This is a genomic window from Pseudomonas sp. GW821-FHT02A11 (assembly GCF_059421985.1).
The window spans coordinates 118,769-138,393 of sequence record NZ_JBWKWB010000006.1; the positions used below are offsets into that span (position 1 = coordinate 118,769).

Below are 19,625 nucleotides of genomic sequence, written 5' to 3' on the forward strand. Positions count from 1 at the left end.
CGATGCTTTCTGACCTTTGGAGTTTCACCCTCGATTTCTACGCCAAACCAGGCGTTGAACAAGCGTGCCTGACGCTGCAAGCCAATGGCGGCAATGTCTGCGCGCTGTTGTGCGGGGTCTGGGTGGACCAGCGCGGCATAGCCTTCAACCCTCAGCGAGCCGAGGAAATCAGACAATTGGCGACCCCTTGGCACGATGACGTTGTCGGGCCTCTGCGAGCCGTGCGTACCCAGTGGAAAGCCTCAGCCGCGACAGACGTCGAGCTGAGTGCGTTACGGGAGCGATTGAAAGTGCTGGAACTGGATGCCGAGCGCGAGCTGCTGGTGAGGTTGCAACGATTGGTGCAGAACTGGCCAGAGGTTGGCGCTCAAACAAGCGGCGTCTGGCTGGAGGCGCTCGCGGGAGAAGCCGCGAACAAAGCCCCCAACGCGCTGCAAGTGTTGCGGCGCGTCGGGGAGGATGCTGCTTAGGATGCGCTGTTCGACGTCGAACCGGTCGCTGGCGTTGCTGCCGAAGAAATCGGCGCTACCGGAGCGGCGGATGCGCTGGTCGAAGTCGACGCGGCCGGAGCAGTACTCGCAGGCTTGGCAGCGGCGGCTGGCGCGGCAGGCTTGGCGGCTGGTTTTGCAGCAGCGGGCTTGGCAGCAGGTTTCGCAGCCACTGGCTTGGCAGCCGGTTTTGCAGCAGCGGTCGCCGCTTTGGCAGCGGCAGGCTTGGCAGCAGGCTTGGCCGCAGTCGGTTTTGCCGCAGCGCTCGCGGCGGGTTTGACAGGCGCTTTTGCCGCAGGCTTCGCAGCGCGTTTAGCGGCGGGCTTGGCAGCAGCAGTGGCAGGTTTGGCTGCAGGTTTTGCCGCTGCAGTTTTAACGGGGGCCTTGGCTGCAACCGGGGCTTTCGCAGTGGCGGCCGGCTTGCTCGCGGCTTTGGCGGCTGGCTTGGCAGCAGCCGGTGCCTTGGCGGCAACAGGTTTAGCGGCCGCGTTTTTTGCGGTAGGTTTTGCAACCGCGGCTTTTACTGGAGCTTTGGCAGCCGGCTTCGCGGCAGCAGGCTTGGCAGTGGCGGCTTTGACAGGTGCCTTGGCTGGAGCTTTCGCCGCAGGCTTGGCGGCAGATTTTGCAGCGGCTTTGCTCGCAGGTTTTGCAGCCACTTTGGCAGGTGTTTTGGCAGCGCGATCACTCAGTGCTTTACCCACCGCTTCTTTCACACGACCAACACCTTGCGCCAGCTTCAGGCTTTCTTGAGCATCACGCTTGAGGTTGAGGATGTAAGCGCGGGTTTCGGTCTGACGATCTTTCAGCGCATCGAGCAGCGCTTCGAGTTCAGCGATAGCATCTTTGGCTTTGGCTTGTGCCTTGGATTTACCGGCGGCGGCAGCGTCCTGCAGTTTGGTGCGGGACTTGTGCAGTTTTTCTTGAGCCTTGCCGCGTTGTTTCTCAAGCTTGGCGAGCAATTTTTCGGCGTCAGCCAAGGCTTGGGAGCAGGCATCCTCAAGGTGTTCGAGCAAGCTGCTGGACAGTTGTTGGAGCAAATGCAACGGAGTGTTTACTGGCTTCTTGTTGGCCGACATGACTTACCTCCTGGCTGATTTGAATGCGGCTCATACTAGACCTCTGCCCGCACCGCCGCTAGCGCATCTTGACACTGCAAATAATGGTCTGTTGCACGACGGCCAAAATCCCTTCACATCGTCATCACATTTGCTCCCCGGCGCTGGCATAATCGCCACTTCCCAGGCCGGAGAGCATTCATGTCGCGCTACCTGTTTATGTCGTTGTTCCTCTTGGTACCCCTTGCTCACGCGACCGATGCGCCACCCTCCGACAATGCTCATGATCTGGCATACAGCCTGGGGGCCAGCCTGGGTGAACGCCTGCGCCAGGAAGCGCCCGACCTGCAACTGCCCGCCCTGATCGAAGGGCTGCAGCAGGCGTATCAGAACAAGCCGCTGGCGATCAAACAGGAGCGCATGGAGCAGATTCTCAGCGACCACGACGCCGCGCTCGCGCAAGCAGAAAACTCGGGTCAGTCAGAACCGCAGACCGAAGCCGCGCTAAAGGAAGAACGTCGCTTCATGGATGCCGAGAAGGCCAAACCAGGCGTGCGTCAGTTGGCAGACGGCATCCTCATGACCGAACTGACTCCCGGCAACGGTCCCAAGCCCGACATCAACGGTCGCGTACAGGTGAAGTACGTCGGGCGCCTGCCTGACGGGACGATCTTCGATCAGAGCCAGCAGCCGCAATGGTTCCGCCTGGACAGCGTGATCGCGGGCTGGACCACCGCACTGGTGGACATGCCCGTCGGTGCGAAATGGCGTCTGGTGATCCCTTCGGCACAAGCCTACGGCGCAGAAGGCGCCGGCGATCTGATCGATCCTTACACCCCGCTGGTGTTTGAAATCGAACTGCTGGCGGTTTCCCAGTAACAGAATTCGACCCATGAAAAAGGGTGCCTTGGAGCACCCTTTTGAGTATCGCGAAACCGGTCAGGCTTAATATTGCAAAGCCCGTTACGCCTGTACCGCGTCCTGTTCCTTGTGCGCGTTGTGCAGCACTTCGATCAGGCAGTCTTCAAGTTCGAAGCGCTCGTGCAACAAGCCGCCCAGCTCCTTGAATTTCTCGGCAACGCATTTGCCTTCATCACACAGATCGTTGAACGCCAGCAGCTTCTTGGTGATGACGTCGATGCGCGGGTAAAGGGTGTCGGCCAGTTCAAGGCCGCGCTGATCGTTGAACGCGCGGGCTTCGCTGGTCAGTTGCTCGTAGATCTCAAAGTGCCCGGCCGATACGTAATCCACCAGAGCGCCGCAAAAGTCCTGCAGTGGTTTGCCGTTTTGAGACAAAGCTTCGGGCTCGGACCCCAGCACATCGTAAGCCTGGATCAACTCATTGCGTTCGTTTAGCCAACGGTCGATCAGTTTGTGAACCCCACCCCAGCGTTCCTGAGCATTCTGACAACTTTCCAGCATGATGTTCTCTCTTCCCTTCGGGGCATTCGACCTGAAATCGTCTGGCGATCCAGCGTGACGCCTATGAAAACCGGCTGTGAAAAAACGTCGACAGCAGCGTTGATCCGATGATGCGTGCGGCCCAGATTATGCCCGCACGGCGAGGCCTTCAAGGTACGCAGTCGATAAAGTTCATACAAGTGTTTAATCCGGCAATCCCGGATCCATTGATCCAGATCGACGAAATTCGATGAGCAGATAGTACAGGGCGAACAGGCTGATGCCTGAAAAGGCCAGCAGGCTCCACTCGGGAAGACTGATGCCGAAAAGTGTCCAGGTGATTTCAGAACAGCCGGCGGCGCCTATCAGCATGAGGTAAACGACTTTGGCAAAGGGTTGCGTATTCAGAAGGTGCTGCAGATTCTCAAAGCAGGACGCGAGGTCCTCGGGGGGAAAGTCTTGTAACCAGACCTGTCGCGCAGCGACGGTCACGCCCATCAGCGCGAAGAGTGCGAGAACGCCCGAGTAAACTCGCCATCCGCGCCGAGCAGGTACATGGACGGCAGCAATCAGACAAATTGCCGAGCACGCCACCATCAATGCCCGTTGCAACATGCACAGCGGGCACGGCGTTGAGCCGACCGCGTCCTGCAGACCGACAGCCGCTCCCGCCGTCAAGGCGCAGGCAAGAAACGCCATAAAGAACAGGGAACGGGTGCGAGCCAAGTGCATGGAAAATCCGTAACAAAAGACGAAGGCGGTTACGGTAGAGGAAAGCGAGAGTCGCTTTCAAGGTAACCGGAGGAGGATATTTCCCAGCATTCGTAAGGATTTATCGACTGCACGTATAGGAAGTTGCATCCGCCCATCCACGAACCGCATAACTTCCTGCAACGCATATAGAAAAGCCCTACACACTTTGGCGAAACAATAACAAAAGGCCCTGTTCAAGGGCCTTTTGCGGATCAAGATATTTCAGTTCATGCGCGAGCCAGCGAAGGCAGCGGGCGAGCCAATAAACGCTCGTCCAGCAGCCCCAAACCTTCCTGGAACAACTGATTGCTGCGGTCGATTTCACCCAGTTGCCCCAGCAGGCGCGCAAGCTCGGCGCAGGCTTCGGGATTGCGCTGCAGCCGCAGGCTGGCCTCCAGGTAATCGCGAGCCTTGCCCCACAGGCTGCTTTGCAAGCTCAGACGGCCCAGCGTCAACAGCAGGCCGGGATCGTCCGGGTGCTGCTTGAGCCAGCCTTCTGCCGTTTGCAGTTGCTTGCCCGCATCGCTGCCGCGCACCAATCCGTACAGTCGCGCCAGATGGCTGTTGTAATCGCGTTTGATCGCGTTGCGTAGCACCTCTTCGGCCTGTACATCGGCGCCATGGCGACGCAGTTGATCGGCGTACGCCAGAATCAGCGCAGGCTCCTGGCGTTGCGCCGACGTCAGCTGCTGCCAGGCTTTTTCCAAGGCAGGCAAGCCGGCGTCGCCCTCCTCACCTCGATATGCGGCCAGGGACAGATTTTCGCCCCATGCGCGCTTCTCCAGCTCGGCGAGCTCTTGCGCAGGCAGGACCTTGTCTTTGCGCAGCTCAGGCATCAGGCGAATCAGCTCCGACCACTCGCCGCGCTGGCGATACAGGCGTTGCAACTGACGCAGCACCTGCGGATTGTGCGGATGACGATCGTGCATCGCTTGCAGCGTGGCCTGTGCGCCATCGCTGTCGCCTCGATCCAGTTGCAGCTGGGCGTGATTTAAGGCAATCGCCAATTCCGCTTGAGGCTGACGCTCCAGAGCACGCTCCAGCAGGTTGTCGCTTTCTTCGTAGCGACCCTGTTCGTTGGCCGCGCGAGCAGCACCGAGGTAATACAGCAGCGGCTGGCGCTCAGCCTCCGCCGCGCGATGCAGATGACGCTGCGCGCTGGCCCAGCGACCTTCGGCAAGGTCCATTTGACCCTGTTCGATGGCCACTTGAACACGACGGCTGCGGTTGCGGCGCGACCAGGGATTGACCACGCCACCTGAGGTCGTCAACAGGCGGATCAGTGCACGCACCAGCCAGACAACGAAAACAACCGCGATCAGCACGGCCAACGCGGCCCACAGACTGGACTCGTATCGGAAGGTGTCATAGGCGATCAACACGTAGCCCGCGTGACGAGAGATCGCGAGCCCCACACAGGCCGCGATCACGATCAGGATGAACACGATCACATAGGCGCGCTTCATGGTTTGCTCCCGGCGGTTGCCCCTTCAGCCGGTTGCTCCAGCGCGCCGCCCACAGGCGTGTGGCGCTGCTCAAGATAGGCCTGCACCGCGCCAAGGCTCTGCGCCAGATCGGGCGTGACCACCGACACCGGTTGCTTGGCCAGCTCGTCCAGACGCTCGCCCAGCACTTTGCTTTGCGGGTTGTCCTGATTGAAGTTGGCGTCCAAGACGCTGCGCGCTTCGGTCACGGCTTTGGCAAAGACCTGCTGCTCGCCATTGAGCGCGGCCCACTGCGCCTGTTCCAGCGCCAAGCTCAGGGCCAGACGCACCTGGGTCAGGCTCTGTCCGGCGAGCAGCGGACGAATGTTTTTGTCAGCGTGGAAATCGATGCGGATGTACTGGGAGATCTTGTCCCACCACTTGGCCCAGTAGCTGTCTTCGCTGCCATCGGTGAGGCCCAGCAGCGACTCGCCTTTGTCCTTGTACTCAGGCGCCAGCGCGTTCAGCTGAGTCGCCTGATCGCGCAGGGCGGCCAGTTGCAGGAACAGCCCTGTGCGGTCTGGCTGATCGACGCTGCGCAGGGCGGCCATGCTTTTCGCCAGTTGCTCACGTGCAGCGTAGGCGCCCGGATCGTCCTGTTCACGCAGAATCTCGTCGGCGCCCTGCACCAGCGCCTGTGCGCTATTAATGTCTTGCAGCGCGGACAACCGCAGGCTCGCCAGCCGCAACAGATGCTCGGCCTCGGCCAGACGCCAGTCCTTGCGGCTGGCACCCAGCACGGTCTCGACGCGCTGGCTCAACCGCTGCTGATCACCTTGCAGCTGCGTCACCAGACGGCGGCGGTCTTCCAGCTCCTGGGCAGGCGGCAAGGCGGACAGCCGTGCTGCCAATTGTTGCTCGCTCTGCTTGAGGCTCTGGGTTTGCGCGCCGATGTCCTGAAGCTGCCCGGCCTGCTGCTGGTGACCGGTCTGAATGGCGCGCAGCTGCCAGACGCTCCAGCCACCGACGGCCACACCCGCTGCGCCCAGCAGTAACGCCAGAACGGCCAGACCATTGCCGGAGCGGCGGTTCGAGGGTTCTTTTTGCGCTGGATCCGGCAGCGGCCCGGATTGGGTCAGTACCGGTTCAACGTCATCTTTTGGCAAGACTGATTCGCTCACGTATCCATCCTTTGCATTTGGGCGTAATCGCGTAATCCGACTCGTCGATCATTACGCCTGAGAGGCAGGTTCGGGGTGTTCCCGCAGCGCTGCCAGCAAAGCCGAAGCGCTGGCGCCCCGGCAGTCCACAACGGTCTGAGCCCCGGCCGCACGCGCCATTTCAGCGACCCGAGGGCTCGGTACAAATAAAGGCAACCGCGCAAGTTCGGGCCATGTATCGCCCGCCAGTTCACGCAGATGTTGAAAACCCTGTCCACTGCTGACCACCAGCCCGTTCAAGCGTTCCGCCCGGACTGTGTTCGGCAGGGTGAGCGCCGCGTATTGCGGGAGCTTGCGGCGGTAGAGCGGCAGATAATCGACACTGACGCCCCGTTCGCGCAAGCGCTCGGCCAACAATTCGCGGCCGTCTTCGCCGCGCATGATCAGCACTTTGGGGTCGTACACAGAGCAAAGTGTTTGCTGAAGTTGCGGCAGGTCGAGCAGCGCTTCGCTGTCGTCGCCGTGCTCGGGGAAGAACACGCGCAGGTTGTAATCGTCGAGGATCTGCGCAGTAGCAGCGCCGACCGTGAACCAATCCTGCATCGGCGGCTGCGGCCAGAGCTCATCGACCAACTCAAGGCCCAGCCGCGCGGCCGGCTTGCTGACCACGATCACCGCGCAGTAAGCGGCAAGGTTGTAGATGATTGCTCGGCTTTTTTCGCAGACAGCCAGCGGCTCGATGTCCAGCATCGGCAGGCTGGCGCTGAACACGCCTTCGTCGGCCAGGGTGCGCGCGAGGGCTTGCGACTCCTCGGCCGGGCGGGTCAGCAGCAAACGCCAGCCCTTCACTCCTCGCCCGCCTCGCCGTAGACCGCCTTGAGGATCTTCGCCGCGCCCTGATCGAGCAGCGCCTCGGCCACCTGCACACCCAACGTCTGTGCATCGGCATGCGGGGCACGGGCTTCGGCACGCAGCAGCAAGCTTCCGGCAGGATCGCCCACCAGACCACGCAGCCACAGTTGATCGTCTTCGAGCACCGCGTAACAGGCGATCGGCACCTGACAGCCACCGTTGAGGTGCTTGTTCAGTGCGCGTTCGGCCGTGACGCGCACAGCGGTGTCGTTGTGATGCAGGGGCGTGAGCAGCGCGTGCAGCTCGATGTCGACGCTGCGGCACTCGATGCCGACCGCGCCCTGGCCGCCAGCTGGCAGGCTATCGTCGACGCTGATCGGGGAGGTGATGCGGTCTTCGAAACCCAGGCGAATCAACCCGGCGGCCGCAAGGATGATGGCGTCGTATTCGCCAGCATCCAGCTTGGCCAGACGGGTGTTGACGTTGCCGCGCAGAAAATGGATTTTCAGATCAGGACGACGAGCCAACAGTTGCGCCTGACGACGCAGGCTCGAGGTGCCGACGATGCTGCCGGCGGGCAGTTCGTCGAGGCTTGCGAAGGTGTTGGAAACGAACGCATCGCGTGGGTCTTCACGCTCGCAGATACAGAACAGGCCCAGGCCCTGTGGGAAATCCATCGGCACGTCTTTCATCGAGTGCACGGCGATGTCGGCTTCGTTTTCCAGCAGCGCGGTTTCCAGCTCCTTGACGAACAGGCCCTTGCCGCCGATTTTCGACAGCGGCGAATCCAGCAACTTGTCGCCACGGCTGACCATCGGAACCAGGGTCACAATCAAGCCCGGATGAGCCTGTTCCAGACGAGCCTTGACGTATTCGGCCTGCCAGAGCGCCAGTGCACTTTTGCGGGTAGCGATGCGGATTTCGCGAGAGGACATGGATCAATCCGTACTGAGTGAATGCGGCGAATGATAACAGCTCGGCCCAACGGGGCCGAATGGCTGTTGTCAATCTGCACGTATCATGATCTCAATCGGTGCTCGCAAGCCATGCGACGGCGTGTCGCTTTCCAATTACCCGCCGCGTTGCAAATGGACCTGTGGGAGCGAATTCATTCGCGAGACGCCCTTATACCCAATGCCAATATGTCGTCTGTAACGCCGTCTCGCGAATGAATTCGCTCCCACAGGTTTCAAGGTCCCACAGGCGCCATACAAGTCAGCGAGCGCAGAGCTACAACTGCTGCATCATCTTGCGCACGCCGGCCACGTGGCGGCGGCTGACGATCAGCGCATCGCCATTGAGGCCCTTGAGGAACAGCTGGAAGTGCCCCAATGGCGTGCGTTGCAACCGTTCGATGCGATCGCGGGCCACCAACGCGTTGCGGTGGATGCGCACGAAACGGTCGCCGAATTCATCTTCCAGCGCTTTCAACGGCTCATCGAGCAGCACTTCGCCATCCTCGTGGCGCAGCGTCACGTATTTGTGATCGGCGATGAAATAGATGACATGGTCCAGCGGGATCAGCTCGATGCCTTTGCGCGTGCGGGCGCTGATGTGGCTGCGTGGGCCGGTGCCGCTTTCGGCGGCAGGGCGGGTCATCGCCGCCAGTTGCACACGATTGGGACGCTCGGCTTTTTTCAAGGCTTCCAGCAGACTTTCCGGACGCACCGGCTTGACCAGATACCCCACGGCGCTGACCTGAAAAGCCTCCAGGGCAAACTCATCGTGGGCGGTGCAAAACACCACCGCGGGCGGAGTGTCGCGTTCGCACAATCTGGCCGCAACCTGCAGCCCGTCCAGGCCCGGCATGCGGATGTCGAGTAACACGACATCGGGTTTCAGACTATCGATCAGCGTCAAGGCTTCTTCGCCATTGGTGGCGCTGGGTTCAAGGACCCGATAACCCTCGAGGTCGCCAACCAGACGGCTCAGGCGATCGCGGGCTAGGGGTTCGTCATCAACGATCAGGACATTCATATTGCTCTGGCTTCCTGCGTGAGTCTCGCACAAGGATAGCGTAGACAGGTGAAGTGACGACCGTCACGGCGTTCCACGCTCAGACTCGCGTGTGGGCCAAAAAGTGCCGTGATTCGAGCGCCGATATTTGCCAAGGCCTGCTGAGTGCCGCTTGAAGTCTGCCGTAGGGCGACCTCGTCGTAGGGATTACTGACGCGCAATAGAAATACTCCCCGTTCGTAGTTCGCCTCGACCCTGACCACGCCTCCTTCCACACGGGGCGCGATGCCGTAGATCAATGCGTTTTCAAGTAATGGCTGCAAGGTTAGCTGGGGAATCGGCAAGTCGTCGGGAATTGCGCTGACGTCCCAGTCCAACTGTAGACGCTCGCCGAGGCGATATTGCTCAATCGACAGATATCGTCTGGCCAATTCCAGTTCGTCGCGCCACGTGGTCAGGCTGCCGGGCTTGCCCAGGCTGGCGCGAAACAGGTCCGAGAGATCCAGTACCGCCTGCTCGGCCTTGAGCGGATCGCTGGTGACCAGGCTGGCGATGCTGTTGAGCGTGTTGAACAGAAAGTGCGGCCTGATGCGCGCCTGCAGCGACTCGATCCTGGACCGCAGCTCTGCCTGTTGCTGTTTGCGCCACTGACTCTGCAGATAAAAGTAGCGCAACATCAGCGCCGACAGGATCAAGGCAATCAGCGAATAGCGCAGATAGCGTTCGATGACCCCGTCGAGGGACGATGTGCCCACCATCTGGCAATAATCGGTGATCGCCGTACACAGCAGCGTTACGGCCACCACCAGCAGGCAACCCGCTGCACCGGCGACGCCCGGTTTGAGTCGCGCAAGCCAAGGGCGCAACCCGCACAGCAATCCTGCGGAGAGCAGCACGATCCATTGCACGAACAGCGAAATCAGCGCCAGGCGCACCCAGTCGAACGTGGGTGACATCGGTTCGATCAACACCAGCACCAGCACCAGCAGTTCAGCGAGCACGACCAGCATCAACAGCGCCTGAGGCAGGCACAGTTCCGGAAGGAAGAACTCTTTACCGGCCGCAGTGCTCTGGCCCGGAGAATGGCGCTCGTTTGGCATGGCTCCAGTCTCGGCCCTCCTCCCCGCGCGGGCAAGCTGTGCGGAATAAAAAAGCGCCAATGCTGTTATTATCGCCGGCGCCTTTTTTAAAACCGGCCACGCCCGTCATTTATCAAAGCAGTCACCAGAACAGTCATCAGCAGAGCAGCGAGCGAATCCATGAGCACCGACAAGACCAACCAGTCCTGGGGCGGCCGCTTCAGTGAACCCGTCGACGCCTTCGTCGCACGCTTCACCGCCTCCGTCACTTTCGATCAGCGCCTTTACCGCCACGACATCATGGGCTCGGTTGCCCACGCCACGATGCTGGCCAAAGTCGGCGTGCTGACCGATGCCGAACGCGACACGATCATCGACGGCCTGAAGACCATTCAGGGCGAAATCGAGGCGGGCACGTTTGACTGGCGCGTGGACCTGGAAGACGTGCACATGAACATCGAGGCGCGTCTGACCGACCGCATCGGCATCACCGGCAAGAAACTGCACACCGGCCGCAGTCGCAACGACCAGGTCGCCACCGACATCCGCTTGTGGCTGCGTGACGAGATCGACCTGATCCTGGCCGAGATCACGCGCCTGCAAGAAGGCCTGCTGGGCCTGGCCGAGCGTGAAGCCGACACCATCATGCCGGGCTTCACCCACCTGCAGACCGCGCAGCCAGTGACCTTCGGGCATCACATGCTGGCCTGGTTTGAAATGCTCAGCCGGGACTACGAGCGCCTGGTCGACTGCCGCAAGCGCACCAACCGCATGCCGCTGGGCAGCGCCGCGCTGGCCGGCACCACCTACCCGGTCGATCGCGAACTGACCTGTCAGCTGCTGGGCTTCGAAGCCGTGGGCGGCAACTCGCTGGACAGCGTGTCCGATCGCGACTTCGCTATCGAGTTCTGTTCGGCGGCCAGTGTGGCGATGATGCATCTGTCGCGTTTTTCCGAAGAGCTGGTGCTGTGGACCAGCGCGCAGTTCCAGTTCATCGACCTGCCAGACCGCTTCTGCACCGGCAGCTCGATCATGCCGCAAAAGAAAAACCCTGACGTGCCAGAACTGGTGCGTGGCAAGAGCGGCCGCGTATTCGGTGCGCTGATGGGCCTGTTGACGCTGATGAAGGGCCAACCGCTGGCCTACAACAAGGACAATCAGGAAGACAAAGAGCCGCTGTTCGACGCCGCCGACACCCTGCGCGACTCGCTGCGCGCCTTCGCCGACATGATCCCTGCGATCAAGCCAAAACACGCCATCATGCGCGAAGCGGCCCTGCGTGGTTTCTCCACCGCAACCGACCTGGCTGACTATCTGGTTCGCCGTGGCCTGCCGTTCCGTGACTGCCATGAGATCGTCGGCCATGCCGTGAAATACGGCGTGCAGACCGGCAAGGATCTGGCGGAAATGACGCTCGAAGAGCTGCGCCAGTTCAGCGAGCAGATCGAGCAAAACGTGTTCGCCGTGCTGACCCTGGAAGGTTCGGTCAACGCCCGTAACCACATCGGCGGCACCGCGCCGTCTCAGGTCAAGGCAGCTGTCGTGCGCGGCAAGCAGTTGCTGGCCAGCCGCTAATCCAGGAGTCCACCATGAGCGACAAAACCGATAACGATGAAGAAGCATTCGCTGAATCGACCCTGATCCAGGCCATCGAAAACCAGATCGAAAGCGACAACCCGCCTGCCGCCAAAGCCACGTTCAACAAACTGACCCTGGTCGGTTATGAGCGCGACGACATTCTGGAAATGATGGCCCACGTACTTGCCGTGGAGATCGATGGAATTCTCGAAGAAGACCGTCCGTTCAACACCCAATGGTACGAGAATGCCCTGCGCGCCCTGCCCAAGCTGCCGCCGGGGGTGAAGCTGGACGAGGAATAATCCGGCTTATCGGTAGTGCGTGCTCGCCTCTGTGGGAGTGAATTCATTCGCCAGAGGCCCTCATATCCGATGCACATGTATCGTCTGTAACGCCGTCTCGCGAATGAATTCGCTCCCACAGACGCCGCGCAGACCGTTGAATGTCAGATCAATTCGGCCCCAGGTGACGCGAGCAACAGCTCACCTGACGACCGGCCAGATACTTCCTGCAAAATCCCTAGACGCTTACTACACTCCAGATGCCCCGCTGCCGCTCGATCCACGGGGCTGTCACGTCTGCGATTTCATCGCCGCGTCATCCATTAGAAAAAGTCTGGAGCACCTATGTCGTTTACCCCTGAATTGGTTGCCGAACTGGAAATCCTGTCGCTGTACAACCTGCGCAACACCCAGGAGGGACTCAAAGTACACCACGTCGCCGCTCCCACGGCCGTTGCCGCTGCCAAACGACTTTTCGAAAAAGGCCTGATCACCCAGGTCGACGGTGGCTATCTCACAAGCCTTGGGCTGGATGCCGCTGAACACGCACAATCGCTGTTGATCATTCTGTCCACCGCCCAGGAAGCGGCCTGAAATCGCCGCATCGCGAAACCTTTGCACGGAGCGTGAAATAAAGGTTTCGCGAACCCTTCATTTGTAAGATGCTGCGCCGATGAAATTCTGGCGCCAGAAAAAAACACACAGCCGCCGTACCACAGCCGTCTGATGCTGGACCTTTCCGGACTGTCGCCTTGCTCACCACCCCAGCAGTGCCGTTCGTCGGCTTTGAGACGCGATGATCCGTAGTTCCGAGATTCGCCCCGATCTGGATGAGGGCATTGACCGCAAGGTCCTCAGCCAGTTGCGCAACCGCTTCCTGACCCTTAATGAAGGGCGGCTGGGTCGCGCCAACGAGGGCCTGTCCACACGCCAGCAATCGGTGCTGGCCCTGTTGCCGCTGTTTTTCCACGTCAACCATCCGCTGCTGCCGGGCTACGTTTCGGGGACCACGCCTGCGGGGGTCTCAAACTACGAGCCGGATGCCCAAGCGCTGGCCGAAGCGCAACGCCTGACTCGGTCGTTTTCCTACAAACCGCGTCGCACGAATTTGCCCCAGCCGATCCACGGCATTTTCCTGATGGGCAGCCTCGGCACCCTGGCTCAGGCCGATCAGAGCGACATGGACGTGTGGATCTGCCACGAGACAACCCTCTCGCCCGAAGCCGTGCTTGAGCTGCGCAAAAAGTGTCACGCACTGGAAACCTGGGCCGCGACCATGGGCGCTGAGGCTCATTTCTTCCTGATCGACCCAGAACGCTTCGTGCAAGGCGAGCGTGATGCGCAGTTGAGCGGCGAGGATTGCGGAACGACTCAGCATTACCTGTTGCTCGATGAGTTTTACCGCACCGCCATCTGGCTGGCCGGCCGCACGCCGATCTGGTGGCTGGTGCCGGTCTACGAAGAAACGCGTTACGCCGAGTACACCCACACGCTGCTGTCAAAGCGCTTCATTCGCGAAGACGAAGTGCTCGACCTCGGGAACATGTCCCACATCCCGCCCGGCGAATTCATCGGCGCAGGGCTCTGGCAGCTGTTCAAGGGCATCGAATCGCCCTACAAGTCAGTGCTTAAACTCCTGCTGACCGAGGCCTACGCCAGCGAACACCCACAGGTGCAGTGCCTGAGCATGCGCCTGAAGAAGGAGGTTTTCGCCAACCGCGTGGACCTCGACGAGCTTGACCCGTACATGATGGTCTACCGCCGCATCGAGGAATACCTGCTGGCCCGGGGTGAACCGAAGCGGCTGGAACTGGTGCGCCGCAGCCTCTACCTGAAGGTGAACAAGAAGCTCACTGGCCTGCCGCGCCAGCGCACCAGCAGTTGGCAGCGTTTACTGCTGGAGCGCCTGACCAAGGAATGGCAATGGGACGAGCGCCAACTGGCCCTGCTCGACAGCCGCAGCCAGTGGAAAGTGCGCCAGGTCGCCAGCGAACGCCGCGCGCTGGTCAGCGAGCTCAATTACAGCTATCGCTTCCTGACCCAGTTCGCCCGCACGCAGAACACCGTCAATTCGATCAACAGACGCGACCTCAACCTCTTGGGCCGTCGCCTGTACGCGGCGTTCGAGCGCAAGGCGGGCAAGGTCGAGTTCGTCAATCCGGGCATCGCGCCGGATCTGGCTGAAGACACCCTGACCCTGGTGCAGTCGCCCAACAAGCGCGAGCCCGGCAAATATCAGTGGGGCCTGTTCAACGGCAATCTGGGGGCCCATGAGTGGGAGTCGTTTGCACCGATCAAGCGCAGCCGCGAGCTGCTGGAGCTGCTCGCCTGGTGCCATCGCAACAACGTCATCGACAGCAGCACACGCCTGGCCCTGCATCCGGGCGCGAGCGACCTGACCGAATTCGAGCTGTTCAACCTGCAAGGCGCGTTGCAGCAGAGCATTCCGATGCCGTTGGAGAGGGTGTCCGACGACGCCCTGCTGCGCCCGAGCGTGCCCAAGGAAATCCTGCTGCTGGTGAACGTCGGCGTCGATCCGCTCAAGCACCACAAGGACCTGAACATCCTGATGACCACCGAGCGTACCGACTCGCTGAGTTACGCCGGGGTTCGGGAAAATCTGGTGCTGACCTTCGACCAGCTCACCCTCAACAGCTGGAACGAGGTGCTGGTCAACCGCTTCGATGGCCCTCACGCGCTGTTCGACTGCCTGACCGAGCTGCTCAACAACCTGCCCGAAACGCAGCCAAAACCGGTGATTCGCGTGCGCTGCTTCTGCCACAACCGGGCGCCGGCGATTGCCCAACGGGTCGAGGAACTGGTCCATACCGCGCAACTGCTGTTGTCCCGACGGTTGAATCATCGCTATCTGATTCAGGTTCAGCACCAGTATCACGTGCTGGAAATGACGCCGGGCCAGGTGAGCCACATCAAGCTCGAACACCTGCCTGCGCTCTACGAATACCTGGGCGAAGAGCTCCCCGCCTACAGCCCGATCCACCTGGACCCGCAGGCACTGGACGACAGCGATCTGTCGCTGATCATTCCCCACGGCCAGCCCGAATGCATTCAAGTGTTCTACCGGATCAACGAGCCCAACGCCGATTTGTACGTGCTCGATGAACACAATGCCCTGTGGCACCAACGCGTGCCTTATCACGACGAGCCGAGCCTGCTGGTGCCGTTGCAGCGCTTTTTGCAGTCACTGATGTACCGGCGCGGGGCATTGTTGCCGCTGGATAACCCGCTGGACCCGTCGATGCTGGAGACCCTCTATTACCGCGTCACCCCGGATGGCGCTGGCCGCGCGCGACGTGTCGAGCAGCGTCTGGGGCCGGTGATGCCCACCGACAAGCCTTTCTATGACGTGCAGGCCATCGTCGAGGAAGCTTCGCCTGGGCAGGTCAGCGTCACGCTGTATTGCGACGGCATGGAGTTTTCGGAGCTTGAATTCGGCGAGCAGCTGTTCAGCGTCGTCGCGCGGCAGATTCTCGATCAGCGCCGCGAGCCACAGCGCTATCGCTGCTACATCACCGATCTGGATCTCTCAGGGATTCTGGCGGACACGCGAGGCGAGACGATTCTGTACCTGCGCTACAAGGCCGAGCTTGAGAAGTCGCTCAATGACGCGATGGATGAGGCTTGAGCTGAGCCCCTGCTGCCTGGACGAACCCTGTGGGAGCGAATTCATTCGCGAAAAATGCATCAGGCGATAGAGATGTATCGGCTGTACCTAGGCATCGCGAATGAATTCGCTCCCACAGTCGTTCGTGCGGCCGTGAATCAAATCTGTGCCCGACGCTGATCCGCCTCGCGCACAATCTGGCGCCTGCGCTCATCCGTGGCGGCACGCCACTCGCGGATGTCTTCGACATGGCGCCAGCATCCTGTGCAGACTTTCTGCTCATCGAGCCGACACACGCTTATGCATGGTGACGGGACCGCCGGGCTGACGTTGCTGAACAGCGGTTTTGCGGCTTTGACGGGTGAGGCGTTGGTCACTGGCGGTTGCCGTCTTCGTGACCGTCGATAGCGTCGAACTCGACCTCTTTGCCGACCTGCTTCAAGGTCAGACGATGAAGCATCTCTCCCAGCAGCTCTTCGCTCTTGTCGCAGACCCAGCGTTTTTCTTCTTCGTCATAGTCGAAGTGAAAACCGCCAGCGGGCGCGGCTAGCCACAGCTGACGCAGCGACTCTTGGCGGCTGATGATGAGCTGCGTGCCGTTTTCGAACTTTACCGTGAGCACACCGGCCGAACTCTCAAGGTCCAGATCCAGGTCGCTCTCGTCGAAGATATCCTCAAGTTTTTCTTGAGTGGCATCGACCAGGTCGTGAAAGCGGGCTTCGGTCAAACTCATTGCAGGAACCTCGAAAGTGTCTACGGATGGCGCAGCGACGCACGATACGGTCGCTTCCGGTCAATTGCAAAGCATACCCGCCCAGTTGCAGCCTGCCGCGCCAAAAAATACGCGGCCATCGCCAACATATCCGGTGCTTGCGTCAAAGCCCCGCCGGACGGGCGCCGTGGCGCATAGGCAATCTGTCGGGTGGTCGGTATACTCGGGCGCAATTAATGCTTATACAAAGGATTTCGCCATGAAGCGCCTGATTTCCTCCCTGGCCGCGCTCCTCGCTGTTGCGTGCCTGGTCTCTGCCTGCGGCCAAAAAGGTCCTCTGTACCTGCCCGATGGTGAAACGTCCAACGCACCGGGCGCCCAGAACTCATCGCACGCGCACAAGCATTCGACCTACTAGGGACCGACCATGGACGCCTTCAACTACCGCGACGGTGAACTGTTCGCGGAAGGAGTTGCATTGTCTGCCATCGCCGAGCGTTTCGGCACGCCGACCTATGTCTACTCCCGAGCCCACATCCAAGCCCAATACCGCGCTTACGCCGACGCCCTGAGCGGCATGCCGCATCTGGTCTGCTTTGCCGTCAAAGCCAACTCCAACCTGGGCGTCCTCAATGTCCTGGCGCGCTTGGGCGCAGGTTTCGACATCGTTTCTCGTGGCGAGCTGGAGCGCGTGCTGGCAGCTGGCGGTCAGGCTGACAAGATCGTCTTCTCCGGCGTCGGCAAGACCCGTGACGACATGCGTCGTGCCCTCGAAGTCGGCGTGCATTGCTTCAACGTCGAATCCACCGACGAGCTGGAGCGCCTCCAGATCGTGGCCGCCGAGATGGGCAAACGCGCCCCGGTGTCCCTGCGCGTGAACCCGGACGTCGACGCGGGCACCCACCCGTACATTTCCACAGGCCTGAAAGAAAACAAGTTCGGCATCGCCATCGCCGACGCCGAAGACGTCTACGTCCGCGCTTCCCAATTGCCTAACCTGGAAGTGATCGGCGTCGATTGCCACATCGGCTCGCAGCTGACCACCCTGGCACCTTTCGTCGATGCGCTGGATCGCCTGCTGGATCTGGTCGATCGCCTGGGCGATTGCGGCATCCAACTGCGTCACCTGGATCTGGGTGGCGGTCTGGGCGTGCGTTATCGCGATGAAGAGCCGCCACTGGCTGGCGACTACATCAAGGCCGTGCGTGAGCGCATCGCAGGTCGCGACCTGGCGCTGATGTTCGAACCGGGCCGTTTCATCGTCGCCAACGCTGGCGTGCTGCTGACCCGCATCGAATACCTCAAGCACACCGAACACAAAGACTTCGCCATCGTCGACGCAGCGATGAACGACCTGATCCGCCCTGCCCTGTATCAGGCGTGGATGGACGTCAAGGCCGTGCAGCCACGTGAGGGCGCCGCGCGCACCTACGACATCGTTGGCCCGATCTGCGAAACCGGTGACTTCCTGGCCAAGGAACGCGAGCTGGCGCTGGCCGAGGGCGATCTACTGACCGTGCATTCGGCCGGTGCTTATGGCTTCGTCATGAGCTCGAACTACAACACCCGCGGCCGTACCGCCGAAGTGTTGGTAGACGGCGACCAAGCCTTTGAAGTGCGTCGTCGCGAAACCGTGACTGAGCTGTTTGCCGGCGAAAGCCTGCTGCCGGAGTAAGCCATGCTGCTGCGTTTTACCAAGATGCATGGCCTGGGCAACGACTTCATGGTGCTTGACCTTGTGAGCCAGCACGCGCACATCCTACCCAAGCACGCCAAGCAATGGGGTGATCGGCACACCGGCATCGGTTTCGATCAGCTGCTGTTGGTCGAAGCGCCGAACAATCCGGACGTGGACTTTCGCTACCGGATCTTCAACTCCGACGGCTCCGAGGTCGAGCAGTGCGGCAACGGCGCGCGCTGCTTTGCCCGTTTCGTGCTGGACAAGCGCCTGACCGCCAAGAAGCAGATTCGCGTCGAGACCAAGGGCGGCATCATCGAGCTGGACATCCGCAACGACGGGCAGATCAGCGTCGACATGGGCGCGCCACGCCTGGAGCCTGCGGATATTCCTTTCGATGCGCCGCAAAAGGCCCTCAGTTACACGCTGGATGTCGAGGGGGAACGCGTCGAGCTGGCCGCCGTATCGATGGGCAATCCCCACGCCGTGCTGCGGGTCTACGACATCAATAACGCGCCGGTTCACAGCCTGGGCCCGAAAATCGAGCATCACCCGCGCTTCCCTGCGCGTGTGAACGTGGGCTTCCTGCACGTGGTCGATCGCCAGCGCGCGCAATTGCGCGTGTGGGAGCGCGGCGCGGGCGAAACTCAGGCGTGTGGCACGGGCGCCTGCGCGGCGGCTGTTGCAGCTATCAGCCAAGGCTGGATGGATTCGCCGCTGCTGATCGATCTGCCGGGTGGGCGTCTGTCCATCGAGTGGGCCGGCCCGGGTCATCCGGTGTTGATGACCGGTCCGGCCGTCAGGGTCTACGAAGGCCAAGTACGTCTATGAGTGAGCATATCCAATGACCGACCAGCCTCAGACTTCGACCGACATGCCCAGCGAATCGCCTGCCGATAACGCAGCGCCCACCCTTGAAGCCGAGGCAGTCTCCGCCTGGCTGCAACAACATCCGGACTTCTTCGCCGAGCATGACGAACTGCTCACCGCCATGCGCATCCCTCACCAGCGCGGCGACACCGTTTCGCTGGTGGAGCGTCAGCTCAAGCTGCTGCGCGAGCGCAACATCGAGATGCGTCATCGCCTGTCGCAGCTGATGGACGTGGCGCGGGACAACGATCGTCTGTTCGAAAAAACCCGTCGCCTGATCCTCGACCTGATGGACGCCACCAGCCTCGAAGAAATCGTCATTGCCGTAGAAGACAGCCTGCGCCAGGAATTCCAGGTACCGTTCGTGAGCCTGATCCTGTTCAGCGACAACCCCATGACCGTGGGCCGCTGGGTCAGCGGTGCTGAAGCGCAAAAAGCCATTGGCGGGCTGATTTCCGGTGGCAAAACAGTGTGCGGCGCACTGAGAGAACACGAGCTGGAATTCCTGTTCGGCGCCGATCAGAGCAAGGAAGTCGGCTCTACCGCCATCGTCGCCCTGAATCATCAAGGCCTGCACGGCGTACTCGCCATCGGCAGCCGCGATCCGCAGCACTACAAAAGCTCGGTGGGCACGCTGTTCCTGACCTACATCGCCGATGTGTTAAGCCGCCTGCTGCCGCGCTTCACCAACGCCCTGCGCTCGGTTCGCTAGT

At 61.1% G+C, this 19,625-nt stretch carries 21 protein-coding genes; 10 read left to right on the forward strand and 11 right to left on the reverse strand.

Annotated features, from left to right (window positions below; all coding sequences use genetic code 11):
* The first annotated feature begins 2 nt into the window (after positions 1-2).
* Positions 3-470 carry a TIGR02444 family protein gene (locus AC07V9_RS11865; protein WP_495015904.1) on the forward strand — a complete coding sequence of 156 codons (468 nt, stop codon included), beginning with the start codon at positions 3-5 and terminating at the stop codon, positions 468-470.
* Here AC07V9_RS11865 and AC07V9_RS11870 read toward each other — a convergent pair.
* Entirely contained in the window at positions 467-1,564 is a 1,098-nt protein-coding gene (locus AC07V9_RS11870) for an AlgP family protein (RefSeq protein WP_495015905.1), read from the reverse strand. The two genes, AC07V9_RS11865 and AC07V9_RS11870, sit on opposite strands and share 4 nt — an antisense overlap.
* Positions 1,565-1,744: 180 nt before the next feature.
* Here AC07V9_RS11870 and AC07V9_RS11875 point away from each other — a divergent pair, with 180 nt between their 5' ends.
* Complete coding sequence (locus tag AC07V9_RS11875; protein WP_495015906.1) at positions 1,745-2,422, forward strand: FKBP-type peptidyl-prolyl cis-trans isomerase; 678 nt, start codon at positions 1,745-1,747, stop codon at positions 2,420-2,422.
* An 84-nt stretch (positions 2,423-2,506) separates the two neighbouring features.
* On the opposite strand, the gene rsd is transcribed toward AC07V9_RS11875, so the two are convergent.
* The 8 genes from rsd to AC07V9_RS11915 form a co-directional block, all read right to left on the reverse strand.
* Entirely contained in the window at positions 2,507-2,965 is a 459-nt protein-coding gene (gene rsd, locus AC07V9_RS11880) for a sigma D regulator (RefSeq protein ID WP_495015907.1), read from the reverse strand.
* A 183-nt stretch (positions 2,966-3,148) separates the two neighbouring features.
* Positions 3,149-3,676 (reverse strand): disulfide bond formation protein B, encoded by a 528-nt coding sequence (locus AC07V9_RS11885; RefSeq protein ID WP_495015908.1) that lies wholly within the window; start codon positions 3,674-3,676, stop codon positions 3,149-3,151.
* A gap of 248 nt (positions 3,677-3,924) precedes the next feature.
* Entirely contained in the window at positions 3,925-5,163 is a 1,239-nt protein-coding gene (locus tag AC07V9_RS11890) for a heme biosynthesis protein HemY (RefSeq protein ID WP_495015909.1), read from the reverse strand.
* The gene (locus tag AC07V9_RS11895; RefSeq protein ID WP_495015910.1) at positions 5,160-6,302 is read right to left on the reverse strand and encodes a uroporphyrinogen-III C-methyltransferase; all 1,143 of its coding nucleotides are present in this window, start codon (positions 6,300-6,302) and stop codon (positions 5,160-5,162) included. The genes AC07V9_RS11890 and AC07V9_RS11895 overlap by 4 nt, the downstream gene beginning before the upstream one ends.
* Positions 6,303-6,353: 51 nt before the next feature.
* The gene (locus tag AC07V9_RS11900) at positions 6,354-7,130 is read right to left on the reverse strand and encodes a uroporphyrinogen-III synthase (protein ID WP_495015911.1); all 777 of its coding nucleotides are present in this window, start codon (positions 7,128-7,130) and stop codon (positions 6,354-6,356) included.
* Entirely contained in the window at positions 7,127-8,068 is a 942-nt protein-coding gene (gene hemC / locus AC07V9_RS11905) for a hydroxymethylbilane synthase (RefSeq protein WP_495015912.1), read from the reverse strand. The genes AC07V9_RS11900 and hemC overlap by 4 nt, the downstream gene beginning before the upstream one ends.
* A 295-nt stretch (positions 8,069-8,363) precedes the next feature.
* On the reverse strand, positions 8,364-9,110 hold the full coding sequence (locus AC07V9_RS11910; RefSeq protein WP_495015913.1) for a LytR/AlgR family response regulator transcription factor: 747 nt from the start codon (positions 9,108-9,110) through the stop codon (positions 8,364-8,366).
* Positions 9,107-10,189, reverse strand: coding sequence for a sensor histidine kinase (locus AC07V9_RS11915; RefSeq protein WP_495015914.1), 1,083 nt, complete (start codon positions 10,187-10,189; stop codon positions 9,107-9,109). The genes AC07V9_RS11910 and AC07V9_RS11915 overlap by 4 nt, the downstream gene beginning before the upstream one ends.
* A 159-nt stretch (positions 10,190-10,348) precedes the next feature.
* Between AC07V9_RS11915 and argH the strand changes: the two genes are divergently transcribed.
* From argH to AC07V9_RS11935, 4 genes are all read left to right on the forward strand, one after another.
* Positions 10,349-11,743: an argininosuccinate lyase gene (gene argH, locus AC07V9_RS11920; RefSeq protein WP_495015915.1), complete on the forward strand. Its 1,395-nt coding sequence runs from the start codon at positions 10,349-10,351 to the stop codon at positions 11,741-11,743.
* Positions 11,744-11,757: 14 nt separating this feature from the next.
* Positions 11,758-12,048 (forward strand): hypothetical protein, encoded by a 291-nt coding sequence (locus tag AC07V9_RS11925; protein ID WP_495015916.1) that lies wholly within the window; start codon positions 11,758-11,760, stop codon positions 12,046-12,048.
* A gap of 324 nt (positions 12,049-12,372) precedes the next feature.
* Positions 12,373-12,621 (forward strand): TIGR02647 family protein, encoded by a 249-nt coding sequence (locus AC07V9_RS11930; RefSeq protein ID WP_495015917.1) that lies wholly within the window; start codon positions 12,373-12,375, stop codon positions 12,619-12,621.
* Positions 12,622-12,823: 202 nt separating this feature from the next.
* Entirely contained in the window at positions 12,824-15,673 is a 2,850-nt protein-coding gene (locus tag AC07V9_RS11935; RefSeq protein WP_495015918.1) for a class I adenylate cyclase, read from the forward strand.
* A 137-nt stretch (positions 15,674-15,810) separates the two neighbouring features.
* Here the strand turns inward: AC07V9_RS11935 and AC07V9_RS11940 are convergent, their stop codons facing one another.
* Together AC07V9_RS11940 and cyaY are read right to left on the reverse strand one after the other, a co-directional pair.
* Complete coding sequence (locus tag AC07V9_RS11940) at positions 15,811-16,029, reverse strand: DUF1289 domain-containing protein (RefSeq protein ID WP_495015919.1); 219 nt, start codon at positions 16,027-16,029, stop codon at positions 15,811-15,813.
* Positions 16,026-16,385 carry an iron donor protein CyaY gene (cyaY, locus tag AC07V9_RS11945; RefSeq protein ID WP_495015920.1) on the reverse strand — a complete coding sequence of 120 codons (360 nt, stop codon included), beginning with the start codon at positions 16,383-16,385 and terminating at the stop codon, positions 16,026-16,028. Before cyaY ends, AC07V9_RS11940 begins: the two co-directional genes overlap by 4 nt.
* A 238-nt stretch (positions 16,386-16,623) precedes the next feature.
* On the opposite strand from cyaY, the gene lptM reads away from it, so the two are divergent.
* Genes lptM through AC07V9_RS11965 form a run of 4 tightly spaced genes read left to right on the forward strand, consistent with a single transcriptional unit; the run spans position 16,624 to position 19,624 of the window.
* Positions 16,624-16,782 (forward strand): LPS translocon maturation chaperone LptM, encoded by a 159-nt coding sequence (lptM, locus tag AC07V9_RS11950; RefSeq protein WP_495015921.1) that lies wholly within the window; start codon positions 16,624-16,626, stop codon positions 16,780-16,782.
* Positions 16,783-16,791: 9 nt separating this feature from the next.
* Positions 16,792-18,039 carry a diaminopimelate decarboxylase gene (lysA, locus tag AC07V9_RS11955; protein ID WP_495015922.1) on the forward strand — a complete coding sequence of 416 codons (1,248 nt, stop codon included), beginning with the start codon at positions 16,792-16,794 and terminating at the stop codon, positions 18,037-18,039.
* Positions 18,040-18,042: 3 nt separating this feature from the next.
* Positions 18,043-18,873: a diaminopimelate epimerase gene (gene dapF / locus AC07V9_RS11960; RefSeq protein ID WP_495015923.1), complete on the forward strand. Its 831-nt coding sequence runs from the start codon at positions 18,043-18,045 to the stop codon at positions 18,871-18,873.
* 13 nt (positions 18,874-18,886) lie between these two features.
* Entirely contained in the window at positions 18,887-19,624 is a 738-nt protein-coding gene (locus tag AC07V9_RS11965; protein WP_495015924.1) for a DUF484 family protein, read from the forward strand.
* The last annotated feature ends 1 nt before the right edge of the window (position 19,625 follow it).